The organism is Exiguobacterium sp. 8A (genome assembly GCF_902506275.1).
In the GTDB taxonomy this organism is placed as follows: Bacteria; Bacillota; Bacilli; order Exiguobacteriales; family Exiguobacteriaceae; genus Exiguobacterium; species Exiguobacterium profundum.
On record NZ_LR733630.1, the window covers coordinates 755,439 to 777,277 of the forward strand.

At 46.9% G+C, this 21,839-nt stretch carries 21 protein-coding genes; 7 read left to right on the forward strand and 14 right to left on the reverse strand.

Going from position 1 to position 21,839, the window contains the following annotated elements; genetic code table 11:
* Positions 1-54 precede the first annotated feature (54 nt).
* The 5 genes from GVY42_RS03895 to GVY42_RS03915 all read right to left on the reverse strand — a co-directional run bounded on the left by GVY42_RS03895 (position 55) and on the right by GVY42_RS03915 (position 7,640).
* The gene (locus tag GVY42_RS03895; RefSeq protein WP_159562394.1) at positions 55-732 is read right to left on the reverse strand and encodes a hypothetical protein; all 678 of its coding nucleotides are present in this window, start codon (positions 730-732) and stop codon (positions 55-57) included.
* Positions 733-833: 101 nt separating this feature from the next.
* Positions 834-2,399, reverse strand: a complete 1,566-nt coding sequence (locus tag GVY42_RS03900) for a BCCT family transporter (RefSeq protein WP_159562395.1) — start codon at positions 2,397-2,399, stop codon at positions 834-836.
* A gap of 127 nt (positions 2,400-2,526) precedes the next feature.
* Positions 2,527-3,018: a DUF3939 domain-containing protein gene (locus tag GVY42_RS03905; RefSeq protein ID WP_159562396.1), complete on the reverse strand. Its 492-nt coding sequence runs from the start codon at positions 3,016-3,018 to the stop codon at positions 2,527-2,529.
* Between the two features lie 113 nt (positions 3,019-3,131).
* Positions 3,132-5,846, reverse strand: a complete 2,715-nt coding sequence (acnA, locus tag GVY42_RS03910) for an aconitate hydratase AcnA (protein WP_012726444.1) — start codon at positions 5,844-5,846, stop codon at positions 3,132-3,134.
* A 195-nt stretch (positions 5,847-6,041) separates the two neighbouring features.
* Positions 6,042-7,640, reverse strand: coding sequence for a peptide chain release factor 3 (locus GVY42_RS03915; protein WP_159562397.1), 1,599 nt, complete (start codon positions 7,638-7,640; stop codon positions 6,042-6,044).
* Positions 7,641-7,818: 178 nt separating this feature from the next.
* On the opposite strand from GVY42_RS03915, the gene GVY42_RS03920 reads away from it, so the two are divergent.
* The 3 genes from GVY42_RS03920 to GVY42_RS03930 all read left to right on the forward strand — a co-directional run bounded on the left by GVY42_RS03920 (position 7,819) and on the right by GVY42_RS03930 (position 10,393).
* Positions 7,819-8,250, forward strand: a complete 432-nt coding sequence (locus GVY42_RS03920; protein ID WP_031423504.1) for a DUF2621 domain-containing protein — start codon at positions 7,819-7,821, stop codon at positions 8,248-8,250.
* Positions 8,251-8,558: 308 nt separating this feature from the next.
* Positions 8,559-8,837: a DUF485 domain-containing protein gene (locus GVY42_RS03925; RefSeq protein WP_230872912.1), complete on the forward strand. Its 279-nt coding sequence runs from the start codon at positions 8,559-8,561 to the stop codon at positions 8,835-8,837.
* The gene (locus tag GVY42_RS03930; protein ID WP_031423500.1) at positions 8,834-10,393 is read left to right on the forward strand and encodes a cation acetate symporter; all 1,560 of its coding nucleotides are present in this window, start codon (positions 8,834-8,836) and stop codon (positions 10,391-10,393) included. The genes GVY42_RS03925 and GVY42_RS03930 overlap by 4 nt, the downstream gene beginning before the upstream one ends.
* 33 nt (positions 10,394-10,426) lie before the next feature.
* On the opposite strand, the gene GVY42_RS03935 is transcribed toward GVY42_RS03930, so the two are convergent.
* Complete coding sequence (locus GVY42_RS03935; RefSeq protein WP_031423499.1) at positions 10,427-10,879, reverse strand: CcdC family protein; 453 nt, start codon at positions 10,877-10,879, stop codon at positions 10,427-10,429.
* A 19-nt stretch (positions 10,880-10,898) separates the two neighbouring features.
* The gene (locus GVY42_RS03940; protein ID WP_012726450.1) at positions 10,899-11,597 is read right to left on the reverse strand and encodes a cytochrome c biogenesis CcdA family protein; all 699 of its coding nucleotides are present in this window, start codon (positions 11,595-11,597) and stop codon (positions 10,899-10,901) included.
* 188 nt (positions 11,598-11,785) lie between these two features.
* On the opposite strand from GVY42_RS03940, the gene GVY42_RS03945 reads away from it, so the two are divergent.
* The gene (locus tag GVY42_RS03945; RefSeq protein WP_078147026.1) at positions 11,786-11,968 is read left to right on the forward strand and encodes an aspartyl-phosphate phosphatase Spo0E family protein; all 183 of its coding nucleotides are present in this window, start codon (positions 11,786-11,788) and stop codon (positions 11,966-11,968) included.
* Between the two features lie 77 nt (positions 11,969-12,045).
* Here GVY42_RS03945 and GVY42_RS03950 read toward each other — a convergent pair whose 3' ends face one another.
* The 7 genes from GVY42_RS03950 to GVY42_RS03980 all read right to left on the reverse strand — a co-directional run bounded on the left by GVY42_RS03950 (position 12,046) and on the right by GVY42_RS03980 (position 19,475).
* Positions 12,046-13,809, reverse strand: a complete 1,764-nt coding sequence (locus tag GVY42_RS03950) for an ABC transporter ATP-binding protein (RefSeq protein ID WP_159562399.1) — start codon at positions 13,807-13,809, stop codon at positions 12,046-12,048.
* On the reverse strand, positions 13,799-15,553 hold the full coding sequence (locus GVY42_RS03955; protein WP_159563642.1) for an ABC transporter transmembrane domain-containing protein: 1,755 nt from the start codon (positions 15,551-15,553) through the stop codon (positions 13,799-13,801). Before GVY42_RS03955 ends, GVY42_RS03950 begins: the two co-directional genes overlap by 11 nt.
* Positions 15,554-15,678: 125 nt before the next feature.
* A complete protein-coding gene (locus GVY42_RS03960; RefSeq protein ID WP_012726454.1) occupies positions 15,679-15,912 on the reverse strand; it encodes a YneF family protein in 234 nt (77 codons plus the stop codon).
* Positions 15,913-16,037: 125 nt separating this feature from the next.
* Positions 16,038-18,029 (reverse strand): transketolase, encoded by a 1,992-nt coding sequence (gene tkt, locus GVY42_RS03965; RefSeq protein ID WP_074036867.1) that lies wholly within the window; start codon positions 18,027-18,029, stop codon positions 16,038-16,040.
* 199 nt (positions 18,030-18,228) lie between these two features.
* On the reverse strand, positions 18,229-18,462 hold the full coding sequence (locus tag GVY42_RS03970) for a DUF896 domain-containing protein (RefSeq protein ID WP_031423491.1): 234 nt from the start codon (positions 18,460-18,462) through the stop codon (positions 18,229-18,231).
* Positions 18,463-18,522: 60 nt separating this feature from the next.
* Positions 18,523-19,167, reverse strand: coding sequence for a recombinase family protein (locus GVY42_RS03975; RefSeq protein WP_031423490.1), 645 nt, complete (start codon positions 19,165-19,167; stop codon positions 18,523-18,525).
* Between the two features lie 71 nt (positions 19,168-19,238).
* The gene (locus GVY42_RS03980; RefSeq protein ID WP_074036863.1) at positions 19,239-19,475 is read right to left on the reverse strand and encodes a hypothetical protein; all 237 of its coding nucleotides are present in this window, start codon (positions 19,473-19,475) and stop codon (positions 19,239-19,241) included.
* A gap of 203 nt (positions 19,476-19,678) precedes the next feature.
* On the opposite strand from GVY42_RS03980, the gene lexA reads away from it, so the two are divergent.
* From lexA to GVY42_RS03995, 3 genes are all read left to right on the forward strand, one after another.
* Positions 19,679-20,299: a transcriptional repressor LexA gene (gene lexA, locus GVY42_RS03985; protein WP_031423487.1), complete on the forward strand. Its 621-nt coding sequence runs from the start codon at positions 19,679-19,681 to the stop codon at positions 20,297-20,299.
* Complete coding sequence (locus GVY42_RS03990) at positions 20,299-20,739, forward strand: metal-binding protein (RefSeq protein WP_031423485.1); 441 nt, start codon at positions 20,299-20,301, stop codon at positions 20,737-20,739. The genes lexA and GVY42_RS03990 overlap by 1 nt, the downstream gene beginning before the upstream one ends.
* Positions 20,740-20,930: 191 nt before the next feature.
* Entirely contained in the window at positions 20,931-21,806 is an 876-nt protein-coding gene (locus GVY42_RS03995; RefSeq protein WP_159562400.1) for an AraC family transcriptional regulator, read from the forward strand.
* The last annotated feature ends 33 nt before the right edge of the window (positions 21,807-21,839 follow it).

The following is a 21,839-nucleotide window of genomic DNA, read 5'->3' on the forward strand; positions in this document are numbered from 1 at the left end:
TGTTCTCCCTTTCAGACGACAAGGGAGCCGACATCATGTCTGCTCCCCATCGGATTATCTTGATTCAAACGATGTCATCCGAATCGAATGGAATAACTTCCCGTTATTCCGCGATTCTGCCGCGAGCAAGATTCGTTCATGCGCATCGACATAATATGTGACAGTCTCTTTATTTTCTTCTTCACTAAAAATCGATGGATAGTTTTCAATCCACTCTTCCGGAACGGTCTCAGCCGATTCTGATTTCACATACGCTTGCGCGGTACGTCCGACCAAATCGGTTTCGCCTTCACTTGAACCGAGCGTCCCGTCATCGAGCCATTTACGAATCTGTTCGTTCGTTGCACGTGACAAGAATGGATGAGGTGCGACTGCTCCGGAGTTCGTCTCCTGTCGAAGAACTTCTTCCCCGTCCGGATTGAACTCTAAGTAGGTCTCTCCATCCCATTCAGCTTTCGCGCCAACATTTGGACCCGTCACGACTTCAGATACAAAATATCCGTCCTCATCATACGTGACAAGATACTCTCGTTCTTCGAGCTCTTCGCCTTCTTTTGGAAGTTTGCGTTCTTGATATCCGATCACGACATTCGAGTAGAATGGTTCGACTTGCTCTTCCTCTTCCCCGCTCAAATCCATGAGCACATAGAAGTTATAAGCGAGTAATGCCCCGACAATGAGGATGCCGGCCAATATCACCCAGCTCAACCGTTTTTTTATCTGTTGTTTCATAGCCTATCCTCCTCGTTTCTTCACTTACTATCCTACACTAGCGAGAAGGACAAGCAAAATATTTTTGACCGAAAAAGGGCCTCATCTGAGACCCTTTCGAATTAACCTAGTTTATCTTCATCTTTCTTTTGCATCTCTAGCCATTTATCTCGTTCATCCGGTTCGTCGGTAAGATCCTTGAATAAGGCAATCATCATAAAGATGAGCACGAAGATGAATGGGAAGGCTGCGAGAATCGCAACAGCTTGTAGAGCATCTAATCCACCAGCATACAGCAATACGGCTGCGATTGACGATTGGATGATTCCCCAAGTCATTTTAATCCCCATCGGCGGGACGAGCTTCCCGTTCGATGTAAGCATACCGAGGACGTATGTCGCAGAGTCGGCCGATGTAATAAAGAATGTCGAAATCAAGAAGATGGCGATTACACTGAGTAGCGTCCCAAAACCACCGAACGTCTCAAACAGTGCGAAGAGCCCGACTTCAGTACCGATTTCGTTTACTTGATCAATTAAGCTATATCCTCCGAACAAATCAGCCCAGATGGCCGAACCGCCGAAGACGGAGAACCATAATAATCCGAATGATGTCGGGACAAGTAAGATTCCGATGATAAATTCCCGAATCGTACGCCCTTTCGATACACGTGCGATAAACGTTCCGACGAATGGTGACCAAGAAATCCACCAAGCCCAGTAGAAGATGGTCCAACCGTTTACCCATTCACGTTCAACGGGTTCAAAAGCGGCTGTACGGAAACTCATGCTCGGGAGCTGCTGCAAATAAGTTCCGACCGTTTGTGTGAACAAGTCGAAAATGAAAGCTGTCGGTCCCGCAAACATCGTCGCTACAAGTAGGACAATTGCCAAGAAAATATTCGTATTACTTAAGATTCGAATTCCTTTGTCAAGACCTGTCGAAGCACTGATCATGTAGAGCACCGTTACGACGGCAATGATGATCAACTGTGTCACGAAAGCGTTCGGTACCCCAGGGATGAGGTAATGAAGGCCACCGGCAATTTGTTGAGCACCAAAACCAAGTGAAGTCGCTACCCCGAATGCCGTCGCAATGACCGCAAGGATATCGACCGTTTGCTTCACGGGTTGTTCGTAGCGGTTATGGACGAGCGAACCGATCGTCTCCCCAATCGTCGCGGGACGACCTTTTCTAAACGTCGAATATGCGATGGCGAGCGCAATCATTGCGTAAATCGCCCATGGATGGAAGCCCCAATGGAAAAATGCATAACGCATAGCAGTCCGTGCATCTCCTTCAGGTGTGGGGGAAGCGAATGGTGGTGAGTGGAAGTGGAGCAACGGTTCAGCCGCTCCCCAGAAGATGAGTCCAATTCCCATCCCGGCACTGAATAACATGGCAAACCATGATAAATAACTAAATTCTGGACGATCTGTATCCTTTCCAAGTCGAATCGAACCATATCTTGAAAAGATTAAAAAGATGGCAACCAGTAAAAACCCGGTGGCGCTCAAGAGATAGAACCAACCCATCCCGTTTGAGAGCCAGCCTTGTAACGTACTCGTCACGTTTAATAGACTGGCATTACCTAATAAACTCTCGGGGAAAAGTCCCCAAATCGTAAATAAGCCAGTTATGATTGCAGATACGACGAATACGGTCGTCACACGGCTTTTTCGTTCCATAAAATCACTCCTATTTAATTTTCTATTTTCATATACGTTTTCCACCCTAACATACTTTTGAAACAAGTCACAACCCTATGTGTACATAAATGTGTTGTTTACCGTCCAATAGATAGGTGTCTTGTCATCAAGTTGTTTCTTTGGGCTCCAGTGAAACAATCAATGTTTCATCGACCACATAGTAAGGTCTTTTTGGCAACGTTTTTAAATAACCCCCCTCTCGTAAACGGGTCAAATCGAGTTGAAGCGCGTTCTGAAATTTTTGTAACGGTAATTTCTTCTCCTGGTCCATATACAGATCGAGTGCCCGTTGCACTTGATCCATTTCATAAATGACGTCGCGTTCATCTTCCGGTACGATATGAAACGTCTCTTTTGACATGAAGAAACGTTGTTTCGGGATTCCCGAAAGGTGATGTTTCAAGCGTTTGGTGTCGATTTCTTGCGAGTCATCCAGTAGGACAGTGCGATTCACACCTTTTGGCAGTGTCTGTTCATATTCGTGAATCGCCTGACGCAATTCTGAAAGGGTGATATCAATTTCTCGATCCGGTTCCACCTCTTTTTGTTGCGTCAATCGTTTCCACCAACTCTTTCCGAGCTTCTCTTCCTTATCCATAAGCGCACCCCTCCCTGTCTTCCTGTTCCCGAATCTTTTAAAACTTTCACCTTAAAATTGCATATTCATGAAAAAAACCTTCCTTTTTTCAAAGGAAGGTCATGGACTAGCACTTATTTCAATTTGTTACGGAGAACCATTTGCAGGATTCCACCGTGACGGTAGTAATCAATTTCAACTTCAGAGTCGAAACGAGCGATGACTTTGAACTCTGTCACCGTTCCGTTTTCATGTGTCGCTTTTGCGTTCAAAATATCGCGCGGACGTACAGACTCATCGACTTGAATATCAATTGCTTCTTCACCAGTCAATCCGAGTGATTCAGCCGATTCACCGTCTAAGAACTGAAGCGGGAGCACACCCATCATAACAAGGTTCGAACGGTGAATCCGCTCGAAACTTTGTGCGATGACCGCACGGATTCCAAGAAGATTCGTCCCTTTCGCTGCCCAGTCACGAGATGATCCCATTCCGTAATCATTTCCTGCAAGGACAACAAGACCTGTTCCCTGTTCCTTGTACTTCATAGCCGCATCATACATTGGCATGATTTCACCAGTTGGCCAGTACGTCGTAAAGCCACCTTCAGTTCCTGGAGCAACTTGGTTGCGGATACGAATGTTTGCGAACGTACCACGCATCATGACTTCATGGTTACCACGGCGAGAACCATATGAGTTGAAGTCGATTGGCTCTACCCCTTTAGAAAGGAGGTATTGACCGGCTGGTGTCGTCTTCGAGAATGATCCAGCTGGCGAGATGTGGTCGGTCGTAACCGAATCCGCAAACTTCCCGATGACACGTAAGCCATTCAATGCATGAACCTCGCCCGCTTCTGGTTCGAGTTGTTCGAAGAACGGTGGGTTTTGGATGTATGTCGACTCATCTGAGAAGTCATACAAGTTTCCTTCCGGAACATCGAGTGCGTTCCAACGCTCGTTACCAGTGAAGACCGTTTCGTACTCTTTACGGAATGCTTCTGGTGATACGACGTCTTGGACAACCATTTTGATTTCATCGTTTGATGGCCAGATGTCTTTGAAGTATACTTCATTTCCATCTTTGTCTGTACCGAACGAATCATTCATGATGTCGAAGTTGACTGACCCGGCAAGAGCGTAAGCGACGACGAGCGGTGGTGATGCCAAGAAGTTTGCCTTCACGAGCGGGTGAACGCGCCCTTCAAAGTTACGGTTACCAGAGAGGACTGACGACACGAGCAAGTCGTTTTCTGTGATCGTATCTTCGACTTCACGGTCAAGCGGACCAGAGTTTCCGATACATGTCGTACAGCCGTATCCGACCGTGTTGAAGCCAAGTTCGTCCAAGTAAGAAGTCAAACCAGCCTTATCCAAGTAGTCCGTTACGACTTTCGAACCTGGTGCGAGTGATGTCTTCACGTATTTCGGAACGGTTAAGCCACGTTCAACGGCTTTCTTCGCAACGAGTCCAGCACCGACCATGACGTATGGGTTCGACGTGTTCGTACAGCTTGTGATGGCTGCAATCGCAACATCTCCCGTACTCATGTCGACTGCGCCGTCCTCGTACTTGACTGTCGCCGTTTTGTCGAGTTCAGAACGGTCAAGTCCGAAGCCACTGTTTCCTGCAGGAGCACTCAAGCTATCGATGAACGATGTTTGAACGTCTGAGAGGTTGATTCGGTCTTGTGGACGTTTCGGACCCGCAAGTGAAGGCTGGACTTTCGACAAGTCGAGTGTCAACACTTTTGTGAACGTTGGATCAGCTTGATCTGGTGTATAGAAGAGATCATTCGCTTTAGAGTATTCTTCGACGAGTGAAATCAACTCTTCAGAGCGACCAGTCGTACGCATGTAGTTCAATGTTTCCGTATCGACCGGGAAGAATCCACATGTCGCACCATATTCAGGCGCCATGTTTGCAATCGTCGCACGGTCTGAAAGTGGCATCGTGTGGAGCGACGGTCCGAAGAATTCAACGAATTTCCCGACAACTTTTTCATGACGGAGCATCTCTGTCACGACGAGCGCCACATCTGTCGCTGTCACACCAGGGTTTACTTCACCGATGATTTTGACACCGACGACGTCTGGCACTGGGAAGTATGATGGTTGACCGAGCATGCTTGCTTCCGCCTCGATTCCTCCAACACCCCAGCCAAGAACACCGAGTCCGTTGATCATCGTTGTGTGCGAATCCGTTCCGACGAGTGAATCTGGATAAGCAACTGTACCTTCTGCATCATTCTTCTCGAGGACGACAGATGCCAAGTACTCCAAGTTTACTTGGTGAACAATCCCCGTTGCAGGTGGTACGGCACGATAGTTGTCAAATGCCGTCTGAGCCCAACGTAAGAACTTATAACGTTCTTCGTTACGTTCAAATTCGATGTCCATGTTTTTCATCAATGCGCCAGCGAAACCATATGCATCTACTTGAACTGAGTGGTCGACGACGAGATCGACAGGAATTTCTGGGTTGATTTTGTTTGGGTCTCCACCGAGGTCTGCCATCGCTTTACGAAGTGAAGCAAGGTCTACGACCGTCGGTACACCCGTGAAGTCTTGAAGTACGACACGTGCCGGTTTGAACGGTACGTCAATGTCTTTCGAGACGTCGGCAGTGCCCCATTTTGCCAAGTTCTCGACATGTTCTTTCGTGATGGCACGCCCGTCTTGTTGACGGAGAACCGATTCAAGAAGAACGCGAATCGAATACGGAAGACGGCTGATGTCCGTCAATCCTTCTTCTTCCAATTTTTTCAAACGATAAAAATCATACGATTGCCCGTTCGCTTCGAACTTTGTCCGAGATGCGAAGGCGTCTAAAACATTCGTCTGTTCCATTGCAATTTCCCCCTTTTTGAAAGCGCCGACCACACGACAATGCGTAATCGCTTACTTTTCACATATTTATCATAATACAAGTATAGCGTGACGTAAAATACATTCCGTCACAAATTAGTCATAAGTAAAACTTATCAAAACTAAAATGACTTACTTCACAACAAAAAAACACCTCAGAAACGAGGTGTTTACAACTTATTCTTCCGTACCGATCTCTTCGTTGACGTCAAGTGCCTCAACAAGCGTCAAGTCATCTGCGTGACGCTCAGCGAACCGTTCATATGTGAACTCGTTCGCGAACAGGAAGACCGGACGTTCCCAACGGTCTGTAACGAGCATGTTCCGTGAATCTTGGAACGGTTTCAATGCCTTCAACTCTTTATCTTTGACCCAACGAGCAACGCTATATGAGACTGGTTCCATTCGAATATCGACGCCATATTCATTGTTTAAACGATATTCGAATACCTCGAATTGAAGTTGTCCGACCGCGCCGAGATAAATCTCGTTATATTCGTTGCGATACACTTGAATCGCCCCTTCTTGCGCAAGCTGTTCTACCCCTTTGTGGAAGTGTTTCGACTTGAGCGAGTTGACCGGCGAAACGCGCATGAACAATTCCGGTGGGAAAGTTGGCAGCGCCTCAAACGCAATCTTCTGCTTCGATGTGGTGATGGTATCTCCAATTTGATACGTCCCAGAATCATAGATCCCGATGACATCACCAGCAAACGCTTGGTCGACTGTTTCTCGATCGTTCGCCATCAATTGTGTCGATTGGCTCAATTTTATCTTTTTCCCAGTACGAGTGAGCGTCACATCCATCCCACGCTCAAACACACCTGAACAGATGCGTACAAAGGCGATGCGATCGCGGTGTGCCGGATTCATGTTCGCCTGAATCTTGAAGACGAATCCACTGAAGTCTTCTGATGTCGGATTGATTGGACCGACGTTCGACTTACGTGCCTCAGGAGCCGGAGACATCTCTAAATAGTGATTCAAGAACGCAGTCACGCCAAAGTCGACGAGCGCTGTTCCGAAAAATACCGGTGTCAATTTACCGCTCTGGATCGCCTCGACATCAATCTCGTTCCCCGCTCCATCGAGAAGGTCGATCTCATCGCGGAGGTTCGTCAAGTTCTCTTCCGACAAATGATCGGCGAGAATCGGATCGTTCACTCCGTCCTCACCCAGTTGAAGTGTCGACTTCTCCCCACGGAACAAGTGGACCTCATTTTTCATTCGGTCGTAGACACCTTCAAATTGCATTCCGCTTCCGATTGGCCATGTAATCGCGACAGAAGGCATGCCTAACACTTCTTCGAGCTCTTCCATCAATTCAAGCGGATCTTTTGCCTGACGATCCAACTTGTTCATAAATGTGAAGATTGGAATCCCACGCATCCGACAAACTTGGAATAGTTTTTTCGTCTGTGTTTCAATCCCTTTCGCAGCATCAATGACCATGACCGCGCTATCGACTGATGTCAACACGCGATACGTGTCTTCACCGAAGTCGTTGTGTCCTGGTGTATCCATGATCGATACAACCTTGTCTTGATAGATGAATTGCATGACAGACGATGTGACCGAGATCCCACGTTGTTTCTCGATTTCCATCCAGTCAGATTTTGCGTGTTTTGAGTTTTTGCGCGCCTTGACCGTACCTGCCTCGCGAATCGCACCACCGTGCAAAAGTAATTTCTCTGTTAATGTTGTTTTCCCCGCATCCGGGTGAGAGATAATGCCGAATATCCGACGTCTCTCGACTTCCTGTTTCAATTGGCTCATATAGGATAGACCTTTCCTTTCTCGTCTCAGTTCATGCTTATTCTCGTAGCAACGCTATCTATTCTAACGAAATCAATTCGGTTCGTCTATCCTAATGGGACGTACGCCTTTTGCAAATGGATTCTTTTTTGTATACTAACGATGAAAGCAAGTGAATGTATAGAACGGGGGAAAGACGATGCCAGAAAACTTGATGATGTATTTCATTGTATTCTGGGGATTCGTCATGATTGGACTCATGACGATTGGCGGGTACTTCATGTTTCGTAAGTTTTTAAAACGAATGCCAAAAGAAGATGGACGTTCCCTACTTGACATCGAAGATGATTATATAGAAAGAACGCGTCATCTCTGGACTCCGGAGACGCGGACGCTATTAGATCGTCTCGTCACACCGGTACCCGAGTTGTTCCGCGACGTCGCGATCCGAAAAATCGCAGGTAAAATCGGTCAATTCGCGCTTGAATCGCGTGCAAAAAAAATGACGACCGAACTTGTGGTAAAGGGTTACATCGCCGCAACACCGAAGCGCGATCACAAGTTCTTAAAGAAAGCGCTAACCGAAGAACAGATTGATTGGACGCCATACGAACACTATTTTCAGCAGTAGACTCTATCTCATTCAGATAGAGTTTTTTTTATTTGTCGAATTGTGCGATTCGCCTAATGGGTCAAAAGTACCTTTTCTCGAGCTTTATATTACATCGAAATAACGTTCACGAATTAGACAATATTGAAAACGCTTACAGTAAATTGGTATGACCAATATTAATATAACGTCTTTCATTTCGACACGAAAAAAAGGAATGACTGAATTGTTTTTCACAACGCATAATGGATTTATCTTACAGTCAAGGAGGGTCTATTATGCATGATGTGACACAAGTTTCACAAACGACAAGCCATCAATCTGCCCACATGATTACCGAACATGAGACATTTCATCGGTTAATGCGGGAAAAAAATCGCTTCATCGTTCCAGCTATCATCTTCTCACTCATCTTTTATTTCACACTCCCGATTCTGACGAGCTATACGACGATCTTGAATACACCACTCATCGGGGACATCACTTGGGCTTGGGCGTTCGCCTTTTCCCAGTTCATTATGACCTGGACACTTTGTGTACTTTATAGTCGACGTGCCCGTCGCTTCGACGCACTCGTCGAACAACTGAAAGACGAGGTGAGATCATGAATTGGACCGCGATTGCCCTCTTTATCGCCATTGTCGGACTCACGCTAGTGATTACATACTTTGCAGCAAGAAAAACAAAAACTGCCAGCGACTTTTATACGGCAGATGGTGGATTGACCGGATTTCAAAACGGTCTTGCCATTGCAGGCGACTATATGTCTGCCGCATCGTTTCTCGGAATTGCAGGTATGATTGCGCTTGCGGGATTCGATGGGTTTTTCTATTCAATCGGTTTCCTCGTTGCCTATCTCGTTGTCCTCTATCTCGTCGCCGAACCATTGCGAAATCTTGGGAAATATACGATGGCAGACATGATTGCGGCACGTTTTAACAAGCCTCGCGTACGTGGTGTCGCAGCGATGAATGCGATTGTCATCTCCATTTTTTACATGATTGCGCAACTCGTCGGAGCGGGTGCTTTGATTGAACTGTTACTCGGAATCCCTTATACGACAAGTGTCGTCGTCGTCGGAATCTTAATGACAGTCTACGTCGTTTTCGGTGGCATGACGGCCACTTCTTGGGTACAAATCACAAAAGCCGTACTTCTGATGATTGGGACGGCAATCATTTCATTTCTCGTGTTCGCTCGTTTTGATTTCTCCGTCACGACGATGTTTAATGAAGTCAGCAAAGCGACCCCACTCGGAAGTGACTTCTTGAACCCTGGGAACAAGTTCAAGCTACCGCTCGATACCATTTCATTAAACATGGCGCTCGTGCTCGGTACGGCAGGGCTCCCTCATATTCTGATTCGCTTCTTCACCGTCAAAGATGCACCGACTGCTCGGCAATCCGTCGTCTATGCGACATGGATCATCGGTGCATTTTATATCTTGACCATTTTCCTAGGTTTCGGTGCCGCAGCATTCGTCGGACGTGATGCCATTCTCGCCGCAAACCCTGCCGGCAACATGGCGGCCCCTCTTCTCGCGCAAGTGCTCGGTGGTGACCTCTTGTTCGCTTTCGTTGCCGCAATCGCGTTCGCGACAATTCTTGCCGTTGTCGCTGGACTCGTACTGTCAGCTGCTTCCGCCTTCGCCCATGACTTCTACGGACATATCATTCGTAAAGGGGAAGCGACAGAAACTGAACAAGTGAAAGCCGCGCGAATCGCTTCAGTTGCGGTCGCCCTCGTCTCAATGGGACTAGCCTTTTTCGCCCAGTCGATGAACGTTGCATTTCTTGTCTCGCTCGCTTTCGCCGTTGCGGCGAGTGCGAACTTACCTGTTATCCTCTTTACGATTTTCTGGAGACGCTTCAATACAGGTGGCGCCATTTGGGGAATGGTCGTCGGCTTGTTCTCCTCACTGATTCTAGTCGCACTCAGTCCGAACCTGTGGGCTCCGGACGGTTCGGCCATTTTTCTCGGTGAAGCCCTTTTCCCGCTATCCAATCCCGGGATTGTATCAATCCCCCTTGGTTTCATCGCTGCCGTGATTGGTACACTGGTCACGAAATCAGATGAAGTTGCTGGCAACTATGAACGCGTACTCGTCAAGGCGAACACCGGAATCGACGCGGAGACAGAAGTCGCCGCTACGAAAGCAGATTAAATAAAAATGGAGTGGCTCAACGCCACTCCATTTTTACGTGATTGCGATTCGTTTATATTTTTGATACATGGCGATTCGCCACGGGACAATCATCCCCCAAGCAATCAAATAGAACAATCCGCCTGTAGAGAATAAATCGACCTCATGACCGACCCAAACCTTCATTGCTGTACGGATGGCAAGGAGTGCGAACACGACCACAAAAAATGCTTTCGATCGTGAGAGATACACTTCGCCGTCCCGTTTTTCAAAATTGGATGTCTTAATCAAAAACAGACTGAAGATGAGTCCGACCGCAAGGGCCTCAGCCACTTCGACCCATGATAATCGAAACGCGGGAATCAAAAACTGAATCATCCCGGTCGTCATCGCAAGTGGTGGAATTAAAATTTTCTTCGCATTCGTCGGCTTTGCCGATGCTTTTACACGAACAAAGCTCGCTACGATACCCATTAACAACGCGACGAGAGTCGACCCCCATAACATTGACATCTCGGTCAACCCCTTAAAATCCGGTGAATCCGACAAGCTCGCTCATCCATGCAGCGAACCGATTCATTCCGTCAAAATATAATAGTACGCCGAACGCCATCATCAAATAGCCTCCGACTTTTGCTACTTTTGCACTGTTGCGTGCTAAGTACTTGATCTTGCCAACGAATGCGACCATTACCAAAAATGGAATTGCAAACCCGATGACATACGCCAACATATAGCCGAGTCCTTGACTCGGGTTCGTGGCGGCTAGTGCGATCACACCAGCTAAAATTGGACCTGTGCACGGTGTCCAGCCTGCCGCAAATCCAATACCAATTAAAACGGTTCCAAAATAACCGCTCTTTCGTTCGCCGATATCCATTTTCTTTTCACGCATCATAAATTGCGGTTGCCATAAGCCCGCCAAAAAGACGCCGAACACGAAAATCAAAATGGCGCCGAACATGCGTAGACTGTCCTTATATTGGATGAAGACGTCTGCAATCAATGAAGTCGACAATCCTAGTACGAGAAAGACAATCGAAAAACCGAATAAGAACGAAAATGTGTGGAACCAAGCTGTACGCTGTTTTAATCCTTCATTTTTTAACTCAGATACGGAAACCCCAGTAATATACGAGAGAAAGACCGGATACAACGGGAGCGTACATGGTGACAAGAACGATAAGACGCCCGCCCCAAATGCGAGCCATAATGTGACTTCCATGACGATTTCCACCTTTCACGACCATTATAGCGAAAACCTATTTAAATTGCTCGAATCTTTTCTTTCAAACCGCAACATCATTTTGTAATTTTTGAAATGGAAATGAAACTTGTCATCTGTAAACGGAGGTGCTAAGATTTGGATATTCCAGTTCACAAAATTCTAATTTACATGATGGGGGAACGAACGTGGCAGTCACCGCAGCAGATACACTACACCAGGCCATTGAACAAAAACGTGATGAACTGTATAAAATCGCGTCAAAGCATTCTTGGACCTCACCCGAAGTCATTTCAGTAAGCCAAGAACTTGACTCTTTAATCACTCGTCATGTCCTATCAAAGCATAATAAAGAGAAACTTCATTCTTGAAACTTGACAGCTCGTCACCTTGTGTGGCGAGCTTTTTCCATGGAAAAAAGGACACCTGAATAGGTATCCTTTCCAAATCAAGACATCAGACGTTGTCCGGATTGCAGTTCATACATCTTTTTGTACAGTCCGTCTTGTTTCAATAACTGTTGATGATTGCCGCGTTCCACGATTTCACCACGATGCAAGACCAAAATTAAATCTGCATCTTGAATCGTCGACAGGCGGTGGGCGATTGCGATTGTCGTCCGACCACGACGCATCCGATCGAGCGCGGTTTGTACACGCTCCTCTGTTTCGGTATCGATCGAGCTCGTCGCTTCATCGAGAATAAGCACTTTTGGATTACGTGCGACCGTACGGGCAAATGCGAGCAATTGACGCTCCCCGCTTGAGAACGTCGCTCCACGCTCTCCGACGACATGGCCATAGCCAGCGTCCAACTTTTCAATGAATGTATGCGCTTGGACGAATTCAGCAGCTTCACGCGCGCGCTCAGAATCGATGACTGGATTGAACAGCTTCAAATTCTCTTCGATTGTTCCCGTAAATAAGAATGGGTCTTGTAGGACAAGCCCGACTTGTTGACGAAGCTCTTGCTCCTCGAACTGTTCGAGCGGTTGCCCGTCAATCGTGATGCGACCAGATTCATATGGATAAAAACGTGTCAACAAATTGATGATTGAACTCTTACCGCTCCCAGTATGACCAACGAGCGCAACCGTCTCACCTGGTTTAGCAACGAAAGAAATCTGTTTCAACACGTCAACTTCTCCGTCGTAACTGAATGTCACATTTTCGAACCGAACTTCCCCATCAGTGATTCGTGCTTCACCAGGCATCTGTTTACCTGGAGCCGGTTCATCCGTATCTAAAATTTTGAAGACACGGTCGGCCGATACGACGGCTTGTTGAAATTCGCTTAATCGTTGCATGATATCAAGCACGGGACGGAAAATACGTTCAATATAGCTGATGAAAGCATACACGACCCCTACTTGAACTTGTTCACTCATCGAGAGTACCCCGTAATAACCGAGCAGACCGATGATGGAGAAGGCGAGAAGCAATTCGATAATCGGGCGGAGTAACATGCTATCGAGTTTTAAGTTCCGATATCGTGCCTCCTGATGCGCTTCGTTCGTCTCTTCGAACTGACGAATGAGACGCTCTTCTTGACGAAATTGTTGAATGATGCCCATCCCATTGATGGATTCGTTCAACTGGGCGTTGAGTTGTGACAACAAATCCCGCACTTGCGCGAAATATTTCGTCGAGAAACGACGATACGCCCAAATGATAAGCCAGAAGAGAGGCAACAAGATGAGTCCCATCGTCGCGAGCGGGGGCTCCAAGATGTAGAGGAAGATATACGTCCCAATCAACTGAACGGCAGACTGAACGAACGTACTCATCACCCCGACATAGAGTTCTTTTACGGCCTCCGTATCATTCGTGATACGCGATACAAGGACTCCCGCTGGTGTGCGGTCAAAGTAGGCAAGTCGCATCCCCATAACGTGACGGAAGATGTCCATCCGAATGTTTTGCACAATTTTTAAGGCGATTTTTTGAAAAGATATGGATTGCAGATAGTCAAATACAATCGCCGACAAATGAAGCACCATATAGACAGCAAAAAGAGCGATGACCCAGTTCGTCGGGTAGACACCTGGTGTGACGAATTCATCGATAAACACTTTGATTAGAAACGGCCCTGCCAACTTTGCACCTGTCGCAATCAAGAGAAATACGAAGGCAACACTTAGCGGTTTTCCGTACCGTTTCGCGTAACTGAGCAGGCGCTTGATGACTTGCCATTCTTGGACATCATGTTTCATCGTGTCCCCCCCCTTCTACAATCGCTTCAAGTTGCTGACGATCATATGTCTCACGATACCAGCCCGTCTCTTGAAGCAATGCCTCATGGCGACCTCGTTGAATGATGTTTCCGTCCTCAATCACGAGAATCTCGTCAGCGTGTTCTACAGCCGAAAGACGATGTGCGACAATGACGCGCGCCTGATCTGGATTACCGACTCGAAAATGCTCGATAATCGACTCTTCCGTTTTCGCATCGACCGCAGATAGGGCATCATCTAATATCAATACATCCGCCGCTGTCATGAGCGCCCGCGCGATGGAAATCCGTTGTTTTTGTCCTCCTGATAATGTGACTCCACGTTCACCGACGAGTGTCGCATATCCTTCCGGAAGACGGACAATATCTTCATGCACCTCACCAACCTTAGCTGCTTCGATGATTTCTTCCATGCTCGCTTCAGGCCTTCCGAACGCGATATTGTTCGCAATCGAATCCGAGAACAAGAAATGATCTTGTGGAACGACCGCAATTTTATCCATCAGAAGTGATTTTTTCACTTGGCGGATGTTGATCCCACCGATTTTAATCTTTCCATCTTTCACATCATACTCACGCGTCAATAGACGGACAATCGTCGTCTTCCCTGCACCTGTTCTGCCGACAATCCCGATTGTTTTTCCACGTTCAATCCGAAAATGGACATTGTGGAGCACAACGGTCTCATCATAGGCGAAGTTTCGAATATCGACCTCCACCTCTGAATGAGAAAGGGTCGTCGCAGCCATGCGGTCGTCTTGAATCTCAGGTTTGACGGCGAGCATTCGCTCAATTCGGTCGTAAGACGCGCGTCCACGCTCCACGATATTGAACAACCATCCAAAGGCTAACATCGGCCATGTCAACAGTGCCAAATAAGCTGTGAAGCTGACAATCTGTCCAATCGTCAATTCGCCTTGTTCAATCAAGACGGCTCCATACCCGACCGAAAGGATATAAGACAATCCGACAATTCCGAAGATGGTCGGGTCGTATAAGGCATCAATCTTCGCGACTCGTACGTTTTTCGCCATGACTTCACTCGATAAGTTCTCAAACGATTCCACATCCCGATCGACTTCCCCCGTCGACTTTAAGACACGGACGCCACTGACGCTTTCCTGCACTTTGTCATTCAATTCCGAAAATGCCGCTTGGGCGACCCCGAATCGGCTATGTAACATCTTTCCATATCGCGTTGTCAAAGCGACCATGATTGGTAACGGTAGTAAGGCAACGAGCGTCAATTTCCAGCTGATTGTTGTAATCATCGTGATGATGACGAACGTCCCAAGTGTCACGCTATCGACGAGTGTTAAAATTCCCGCACCGGCCGTCATCGATACGGCTTGTACATCATTTGTCGCATGGGCCATCAAATCACCGACCCGTGACTTTTTATAAAATCGCTGATCAAGATCTGTGAAATGCCGATATAGTTGGCTACGAAGCATTCTTCCTAGACGAATCGATGCGCCGAAGATAAAATAGCGCCAAAAGAAGCGGGCGACGTAATTTCCAATCCCAACAGCAGCAAGTCCCCCTAATAACAGCCAGAGTGTGTCGGACGAAAGCGAACCACGGTTAATCTCATCGACAATCCGTCCGATGATGCGTGGTGGAATCAGTTCTAGACCAGCCACGAAGATCAGTAAGACGATGCCGAGCGCGTACGTCTTCCACTCAAGACGCAAAAACCAAGATAATTGTTTGAATACACGAATGTGAAACGCCCCCCTTTGTCTTTAGATGAAGATTATTCATTAATCGTAGCGAAAGTTTGTTCGATTGTCTAACAAAAAGAGGAAACAAAAAAGCACTTCGGGAACCGAAGTGCTTTCGTGATTGATTATGATTTCTTTTCGTTTTTCATCTGCACGTTCATGGCGCGCATCACTTGGTTGACTTTCTTCTGTGATGGCTTTTGACCCATCTGCATCATCAACGTACGAATCATATCTTCATTGATTGGCGGGTTCTGTTCAAGGTAGTTCATCATGTATTTACGCGCGATAAAGAATCCAATCGCGATACCCCCGATGAGTGCTGCCACGACAAGAAGAATCCAGAATAATGTACTCAAGGCTTTACCTCCTCTACCATATGAAACATCGTTTTTTACTATACACTAAATTGAACAACTTCGCTAGTCGTCCAGAAAAAAAGTGACGGCCAAACGATTGGCCGTCACAACAATCTAACTAGAGATTAAAGTGATTTTACTGCATTGACGACGTTGTCGACTGACATGCCGTATTCTTTCATGAGGAGGTCACCAGGTGCAGATGCTCCGAACTTGTCGATTCCGAGTACCTTACCACCGAATCCTACATATTTGTACCATCCAAGTGTCGCACCCGCTTCAAGTGATACACGTTTCGTGACTGAAGATGGAAGGACAGATTCTTTGTACTCTGCAGATTGCGCTTCGAAGAGTTCCCATGATGGCATCGAGACGACTGCCGCTTTCACGCCTTCTGACGCGAGCTGTTCACGCGCTTCAACGAGAACGTGTACTTCAGAACCTGTACCGAGCAAGAGAACGTCTGCATCTTTCGATTCACCTGCAACGACGTAAGCTCCTTTTGCTGCCGTTTCAATAGATGTACCTTCGAGTTCTGGTAACGCTTGACGAGTCAAGACGAGAAGTGAAGGAGTCGTTTTCGATGTCACCGCTTGTTTCCAAGCTGCAATCGTTTCTTTGCCGTCAGCAGGACGAAGAACAGAGAGGTTCGGCATCGCGCGGAAGCTCATCAAATGTTCGACCGGCTCGTGCGTTGGACCATCTTCACCGACTGCGATTGAGTCGTGCGTCAAGATGAACGTCGATGGAAGTCCCATAAGTGCTGCGAGACGGACTGCAGGACGGAGGTAATCCGAGAAGACGAAGAACGTCGCACCGTAAGGAAGAACACCACCGTGAAGGGCCATACCATTCACAGCTGCCGCCATTGCGAACTCACGAACACCGAACCAGATGTTACGACCAGCTGGGTCTTCATCGAAGTCTACCGCACCTTTGATCATCGAGTTGTTCGATCCAGCAAGGTCAGCCGAACCACCAAAGAGTGTCGGTACTGCTTTTGCGATTGCGTTCAACACTTCACCGCTCGTTTGACGTGTTGCTTTTTTCGAACCGATTTCGAAAGTCGGCAACTCGCTATCCCAACCTTCAGGAAGGTCATTGTTCATCGCGCGCTCGAACTGTGCTCCGAGCTCAGGGTGTGCCGCTTTATACGCTTCAACGAGTTCGTTCCAGTCTGACTCATATTTCGCGCCAGGCTCGACAACTTTCTCGTTGAATAAGTCATATACTTCGTTTGGAACGTAGAATGACTCGCCTTCCCATTTGTAGAACTGTTTCGTCAATTCGATTTCAGCGTCTCCAAGTGGCGCACCGTGTGATGCCGATTTACCCGACTTGTTCGGTGAACCGAATCCGATGACCGTCTTGACTTCGATCAATGTCGGCTTCGACGTCTCTGCTTTCGCAGCATCGATCGCTTTTGCGATTGAATCGATGTCCGTTCCGTCTTCGACACGAATGACTTGCCACCCGTAAGCGTTGAAACGGTCTTCTACGCTTTCAGAGAACGACTTATGAAGGTCGCCATCGAGAGAGATATCGTTTGAATCGTAAAGAACGACGAGTTTACCGAGCTTCAAGTGACCTGCGAGGGAAGCCGCCTCCGCAGATACACCTTCCATCAAGTCTCCGTCACCGCAAATGCCGAACGTGTAGTGGTCAACGACGTTGAACTCGTCGCGGTTGTAAGTCGCTTCTAAGTGTTTCTCTGCCATGGCCATCCCGACAGCCATCGCAATCCCTTGTCCAAGTGGGCCCGTTGTCGCATCTACCCCAGCCGTGTGGCGGTACTCAGGGTGACCAGGTGTCTTCGAGTCCATTTGACGGAATGATTTCAAATCGTCCATCGACAAATCATAGCCAGACAAGTGAAGGAGCGAATACAAGAGCATCGATCCATGACCCGCTGAGAGCACGAAACGGTCACGGTTGAACCAGTTCGGGTTTTTCGGGTTGTGACGCATTTTATCTGTCCAAAGTGTAAACGCCATCGGGGCAGCGCCCATTGGCATCCCTGGGTGACCAGAGTTCGCTTTTTGGACTGCATCAATTGAGAGCGTCCGAATCGAGTTAATCGCTAATAATTCTTTAGTAGTTGTTTCCACTAATTTCATCCTCTCTGTGTTAAGAAGGTTTTCTACCCGTCATATTTTATCATACTCAATCGTGTGTCACAACTAATTAATTAGTATAACACATTTGTTGAAATCGTTTCCTTCTATTGCATGAAATAGCATGTAATCCGTTCGTCTGATGCGTGTTCGTGTATAACAAAAATGCACATCCTATGCGAAATAGGATGTGCATTCGGTATCACTCACCGCGATAGCGTTTTTGATCTTCTTTCAACTTCTCTGGTGTAACGTCATTTCCATCTGGATCGACGACTTTCATACCCATCATTTGTGATTTGAACGATTGACGAAACGCCTTCAAATATTCTTGACGCAAGTCTTGTTGCTCGTTCATTTCTTCTTGAGACAGTCCTTCTGTCTTCGCTTTGTTGGCGAGGAAATTGATTCGCTCCAATTGTCCTGGTGCTAACATATGACTCGCCCCCTCTCTAGTGAATTTGTTCTTATACTTTACAAAATCAGAGAGGAAGAATCAAGTTTCAGCAACCGACTGGTGCTCAAGATATCGTCGATTGACCGTTGCCTTCGAGACCTCATAGCCAAATCCACGTAGCGTCGCCGCAATCTCAGCGAACGTCAAGCCACGTTCACGCAATTGGATAATCTCTTCGATTGGCACTTCAATTCGATGTCGCCCACCTTGATCATGATTTTGAATGTTGCGCTGTGGGTTAAATCCGTTAGCGACCGCACGACGCATCCCACGCGAGATTTTCGCATTGTGAATTTTTCGTTGATATTCTTCGACAACACTGACAATCTCCAATACCATCTTCTCTGCATCGGAAACGACATAGTCCGACGTAGACTGCATCGTCAGCAATCGCACGTCATGCTTCATTAAAGTATGCAAGATCGCAATCTTAGCATTCCCTCGTCCTAAGCGACTGTCGTCCGTGACGAGCACGGCATCGAGCTGAGAAGTGGATACATGGTCCAGTAAATCAAGTAGCCCTTGTCGATTGACTTCATAACCGCTCTCTTGCTCTGTGATGACATCTATGACGTCGGCCCCTAATCCCGAAGCCAGCTGCTGTAATTCTTCGACTTGCCGACTGAGTGATGTCTCTTGGGTAGACTTGTTCGTCGATACCCGGCAATAGATGACGACCCGCATCGCACCACTCCCTTTCATTGCATTCATTTGTTACGATACACAGTTTAAGATTGATTCGCAATGAAGAAAGATCACTCAGCGGCATACCATTTCATTTTTCGTTCGTTATGCTCTTCACGCTCTGCCATGATCTGTGCTTCGAGTGATTCTGCTTCGACGTACGCAACCTCTTCTTCGATTGTCCGCTCTGACGTGACCACCGGATCCACAACTTTTGGTTCCCCTCGCATTTCACCAGCCAAATAAAAAGCGAACATCCCGACTAAGAGCATCCCGACTAAAATGATTCCGTTGAGTGTATCTTTCATGATTACATTGCCTCCTGTATAAGAATGTATGTTCGTTAGAACGTTTGTTCGTTTATCTGTTCTCATCATAAAACAAGAACCCGTGTTCGGTCAACACAAAAAAACGAACGAATGTTTGTACGCTCATGTGTTCTTGTGTTACACTAGACACATAAAGAATAGGATGCGATTGCAGGTTATTCGATTATATCGAGGTGAACATAATGAAAAAAATGTCAGCGCGACAACAGCAGATTCTTGATTTCATCAAAGACGAAGTACGGGCAAAAGGTTATCCGCCTTCTGTTCGTGAAATTGGAGAAGCCGTCGGTCTTGCATCTAGTTCGACCGTACACGGTCATCTAGATCGTTTAGAGAAGCGTGGATTGATTCGTCGAGATAAGACGAAGCCTCGCGCGATTGAAATTTTGACTGAAGATATGCCGACAATGGAAGAGCAAGAGTCCGTCATGTACGTACCGGTCATCGGGAAGGTCACTGCCGGGACACCGATCACCGCCATCGAGAACGTGGAAGAGCACTTCCCTCTTCCAGCACATATCGTCGGGTCAGATAATGTATATATGTTGTCTGTCTCTGGGGATTCGATGATCAATGCAGGAATTTTAGACGGAGACCGGGTGCTCGTCCGCCAGCAGAGCACGGCCGACAATGGAGAGATTGTCGTCGCCATGACGGAAGAAGGCGAAGCGACCGTGAAGCGAATTTACAAAGAAGCTTCGAAGGTCCGCCTTCAACCGGAGAACGACGAGTTAGAAGCGATGTATTTTGACAACGTCTCGATTTTAGGGAAGGTTATCGGTGTATACCGGACGATTCATTAATGGCTAGTGGCAAGACCCATACCCGTACGAATCTCGTGGCAACCGGAGCACTCGCGGTTGCCACGCCTTTTCTTGAAATCGATGTTCCGTTCTCATTGATCATCGGTGCCATCATCGGTACACTCTGGCTCTCCCCGGACCTCGATTTGAAATCAGACGCCTATTATCGATGGGGACCTCTCAAACTGATTTGGCTCCCTTACGTAAAGCTCATGCCGCACCGTTCGCTCTTCTCGCACTTACCTGCTTTGAGTGATGTGATTCGGATTGCATATATCGGGTTCCCGCTCGTGCTGCTTCTGCCCTTCACGGCTTACGAAGAGGAAATCCGCTCATGGGTCGACATTCATGGCATGTCCTTCTTTTTAGGGCTCGTGTTTGCGACGACACTACATACGACGCTCGACTATACTTCAACGTTTTTCAAAAAAGCGTTTTAACCAACAAAGGACCACCTTCGTGAAGTACAGAAGGTGGTCCTTTGTTTTAATTGGAATGATAACGTGTTATAGGGTATCCATTTTATGAATGAAATGCTTAAACTAATACGACCCGATCTTTCCTGCACGCAAATTATCGAGATGAGTTGGAAGAAATCCGATATGGTCAAACTATGAAGGAGGAGAACTTGATGGTAAAAGCATTAAATGAGCTGATGGACTTTATCGAACAGCACTTAACGGAAGAACTCTTAGATTCAGAGATCACAAAAATCACCGGACTATCTGCTCATCATTTTAAGAGGATGTTTTCGTATATGTCAGGAATGACACTTCACACTTATATACGAAATCGACGGTTTTCTATAGCAAATGAAAAATTGGTTCATGGTTCAAGCGTAACAGAAATCGCATATCTCTATGGATATCAATCGGTGGAAGGGTTTTCCAGAGCGTTTCGAGATTGGTCTGGTCATTTGCCTTCTGAAGTCATGAAGAATCACATTCAAAAGTCGTTCCCTCGCTTCACGTTTTATATCGATATAAAAGGAGGAACATCAATGGAGTTCAAGTTAGAAGAGAAAGAAGCTTTTCAAATCGTTGGAGTTTCAAAGCGTGTCCCTATTCAATTCGAGGGAGTCAACGAAGAAATCATGGAACTAGCGAAGTCGATTACGGAAGAGCAACGGGCTCACATGCATGAATTGGGCAATTTATATCCGCATCGTGCCTTGAACGCATCGTTCAATTTTGATGACGGTCACTTAGAAGAAGAAGGTTATTTGACACATATGATCGGTTTCGCCACGACAAGAGAAATTAAGTATGACGATCTCGAAGTGATCTCAATCCCAAAAAGTTTATGGGCAATCTTCCCGAACACTGGACCATTCCCAAGCACTCTACAAGAGACGATGGCAAGAACCTATGCAGAATGGTTACCTTCTTCGGGATACGCACTTCAAGACTTGCCAAGCATTTCATTTAGCAAAATAGAAACAGGATATGACAACGTATATAGCGAGGTTTGGGTCCCTGTGAAGGTTAGAGAAGAGCCGGAATCATAAAGATATCTCCGCTATTATGATTTATCAAAAAGA

What these genes read in the sequence shown, in the direction of transcription:
- GVY42_RS03895 (WP_159562394.1), bottom strand. Translation starts at nt 732, where the DNA reads ATGAAACAACAGATAAAAAAACGGTTGAGCTGGGTGATATTGGCCGGC.
- GVY42_RS03900 (WP_159562395.1), bottom strand. Translation starts at nt 2,399, where the DNA reads ATGGAACGAAAAAGCCGTGTGACGACCGTATTCGTCGTATCTGCAATC.
- GVY42_RS03905 (WP_159562396.1), bottom strand. Translation starts at nt 3,018, where the DNA reads ATGGATAAGGAAGAGAAGCTCGGAAAGAGTTGGTGGAAACGATTGACG.
- acnA (WP_012726444.1), bottom strand. Translation starts at nt 5,846, where the DNA reads ATGGAACAGACGAATGTTTTAGACGCCTTCGCATCTCGGACAAAGTTC.
- GVY42_RS03915 (WP_159562397.1), bottom strand. Translation starts at nt 7,640, where the DNA reads ATGAGCCAATTGAAACAGGAAGTCGAGAGACGTCGGATATTCGGCATT.
- GVY42_RS03920 (WP_031423504.1), top strand. Translation starts at nt 7,819, where the DNA reads ATGCCAGAAAACTTGATGATGTATTTCATTGTATTCTGGGGATTCGTC.
- GVY42_RS03925 (WP_230872912.1), top strand. Translation starts at nt 8,559, where the DNA reads ATGATTACCGAACATGAGACATTTCATCGGTTAATGCGGGAAAAAAAT.
- GVY42_RS03930 (WP_031423500.1), top strand. Translation starts at nt 8,834, where the DNA reads ATGAATTGGACCGCGATTGCCCTCTTTATCGCCATTGTCGGACTCACG.
- GVY42_RS03935 (WP_031423499.1), bottom strand. Translation starts at nt 10,879, where the DNA reads ATGTTATGGGGGTCGACTCTCGTCGCGTTGTTAATGGGTATCGTAGCG.
- GVY42_RS03940 (WP_012726450.1), bottom strand. Translation starts at nt 11,597, where the DNA reads ATGGAAGTCACATTATGGCTCGCATTTGGGGCGGGCGTCTTATCGTTC.
- GVY42_RS03950 (WP_159562399.1), bottom strand. Translation starts at nt 13,809, where the DNA reads ATGAAACATGATGTCCAAGAATGGCAAGTCATCAAGCGCCTGCTCAGT.
- tkt (WP_074036867.1), bottom strand. Translation starts at nt 18,029, where the DNA reads ATGAAATTAGTGGAAACAACTACTAAAGAATTATTAGCGATTAACTCG.
- GVY42_RS03970 (WP_031423491.1), bottom strand. Translation starts at nt 18,462, where the DNA reads ATGTTAGCACCAGGACAATTGGAGCGAATCAATTTCCTCGCCAACAAA.
- GVY42_RS03975 (WP_031423490.1), bottom strand. Translation starts at nt 19,167, where the DNA reads ATGCGGGTCGTCATCTATTGCCGGGTATCGACGAACAAGTCTACCCAA.
- GVY42_RS03980 (WP_074036863.1), bottom strand. Translation starts at nt 19,475, where the DNA reads ATGAAAGATACACTCAACGGAATCATTTTAGTCGGGATGCTCTTAGTC.
- lexA (WP_031423487.1), top strand. Translation starts at nt 19,679, where the DNA reads ATGAAAAAAATGTCAGCGCGACAACAGCAGATTCTTGATTTCATCAAA.
- GVY42_RS03990 (WP_031423485.1), top strand. Translation starts at nt 20,299, where the DNA reads ATGGCTAGTGGCAAGACCCATACCCGTACGAATCTCGTGGCAACCGGA.
- GVY42_RS03995 (WP_159562400.1), top strand. Translation starts at nt 20,931, where the DNA reads ATGGTAAAAGCATTAAATGAGCTGATGGACTTTATCGAACAGCACTTA.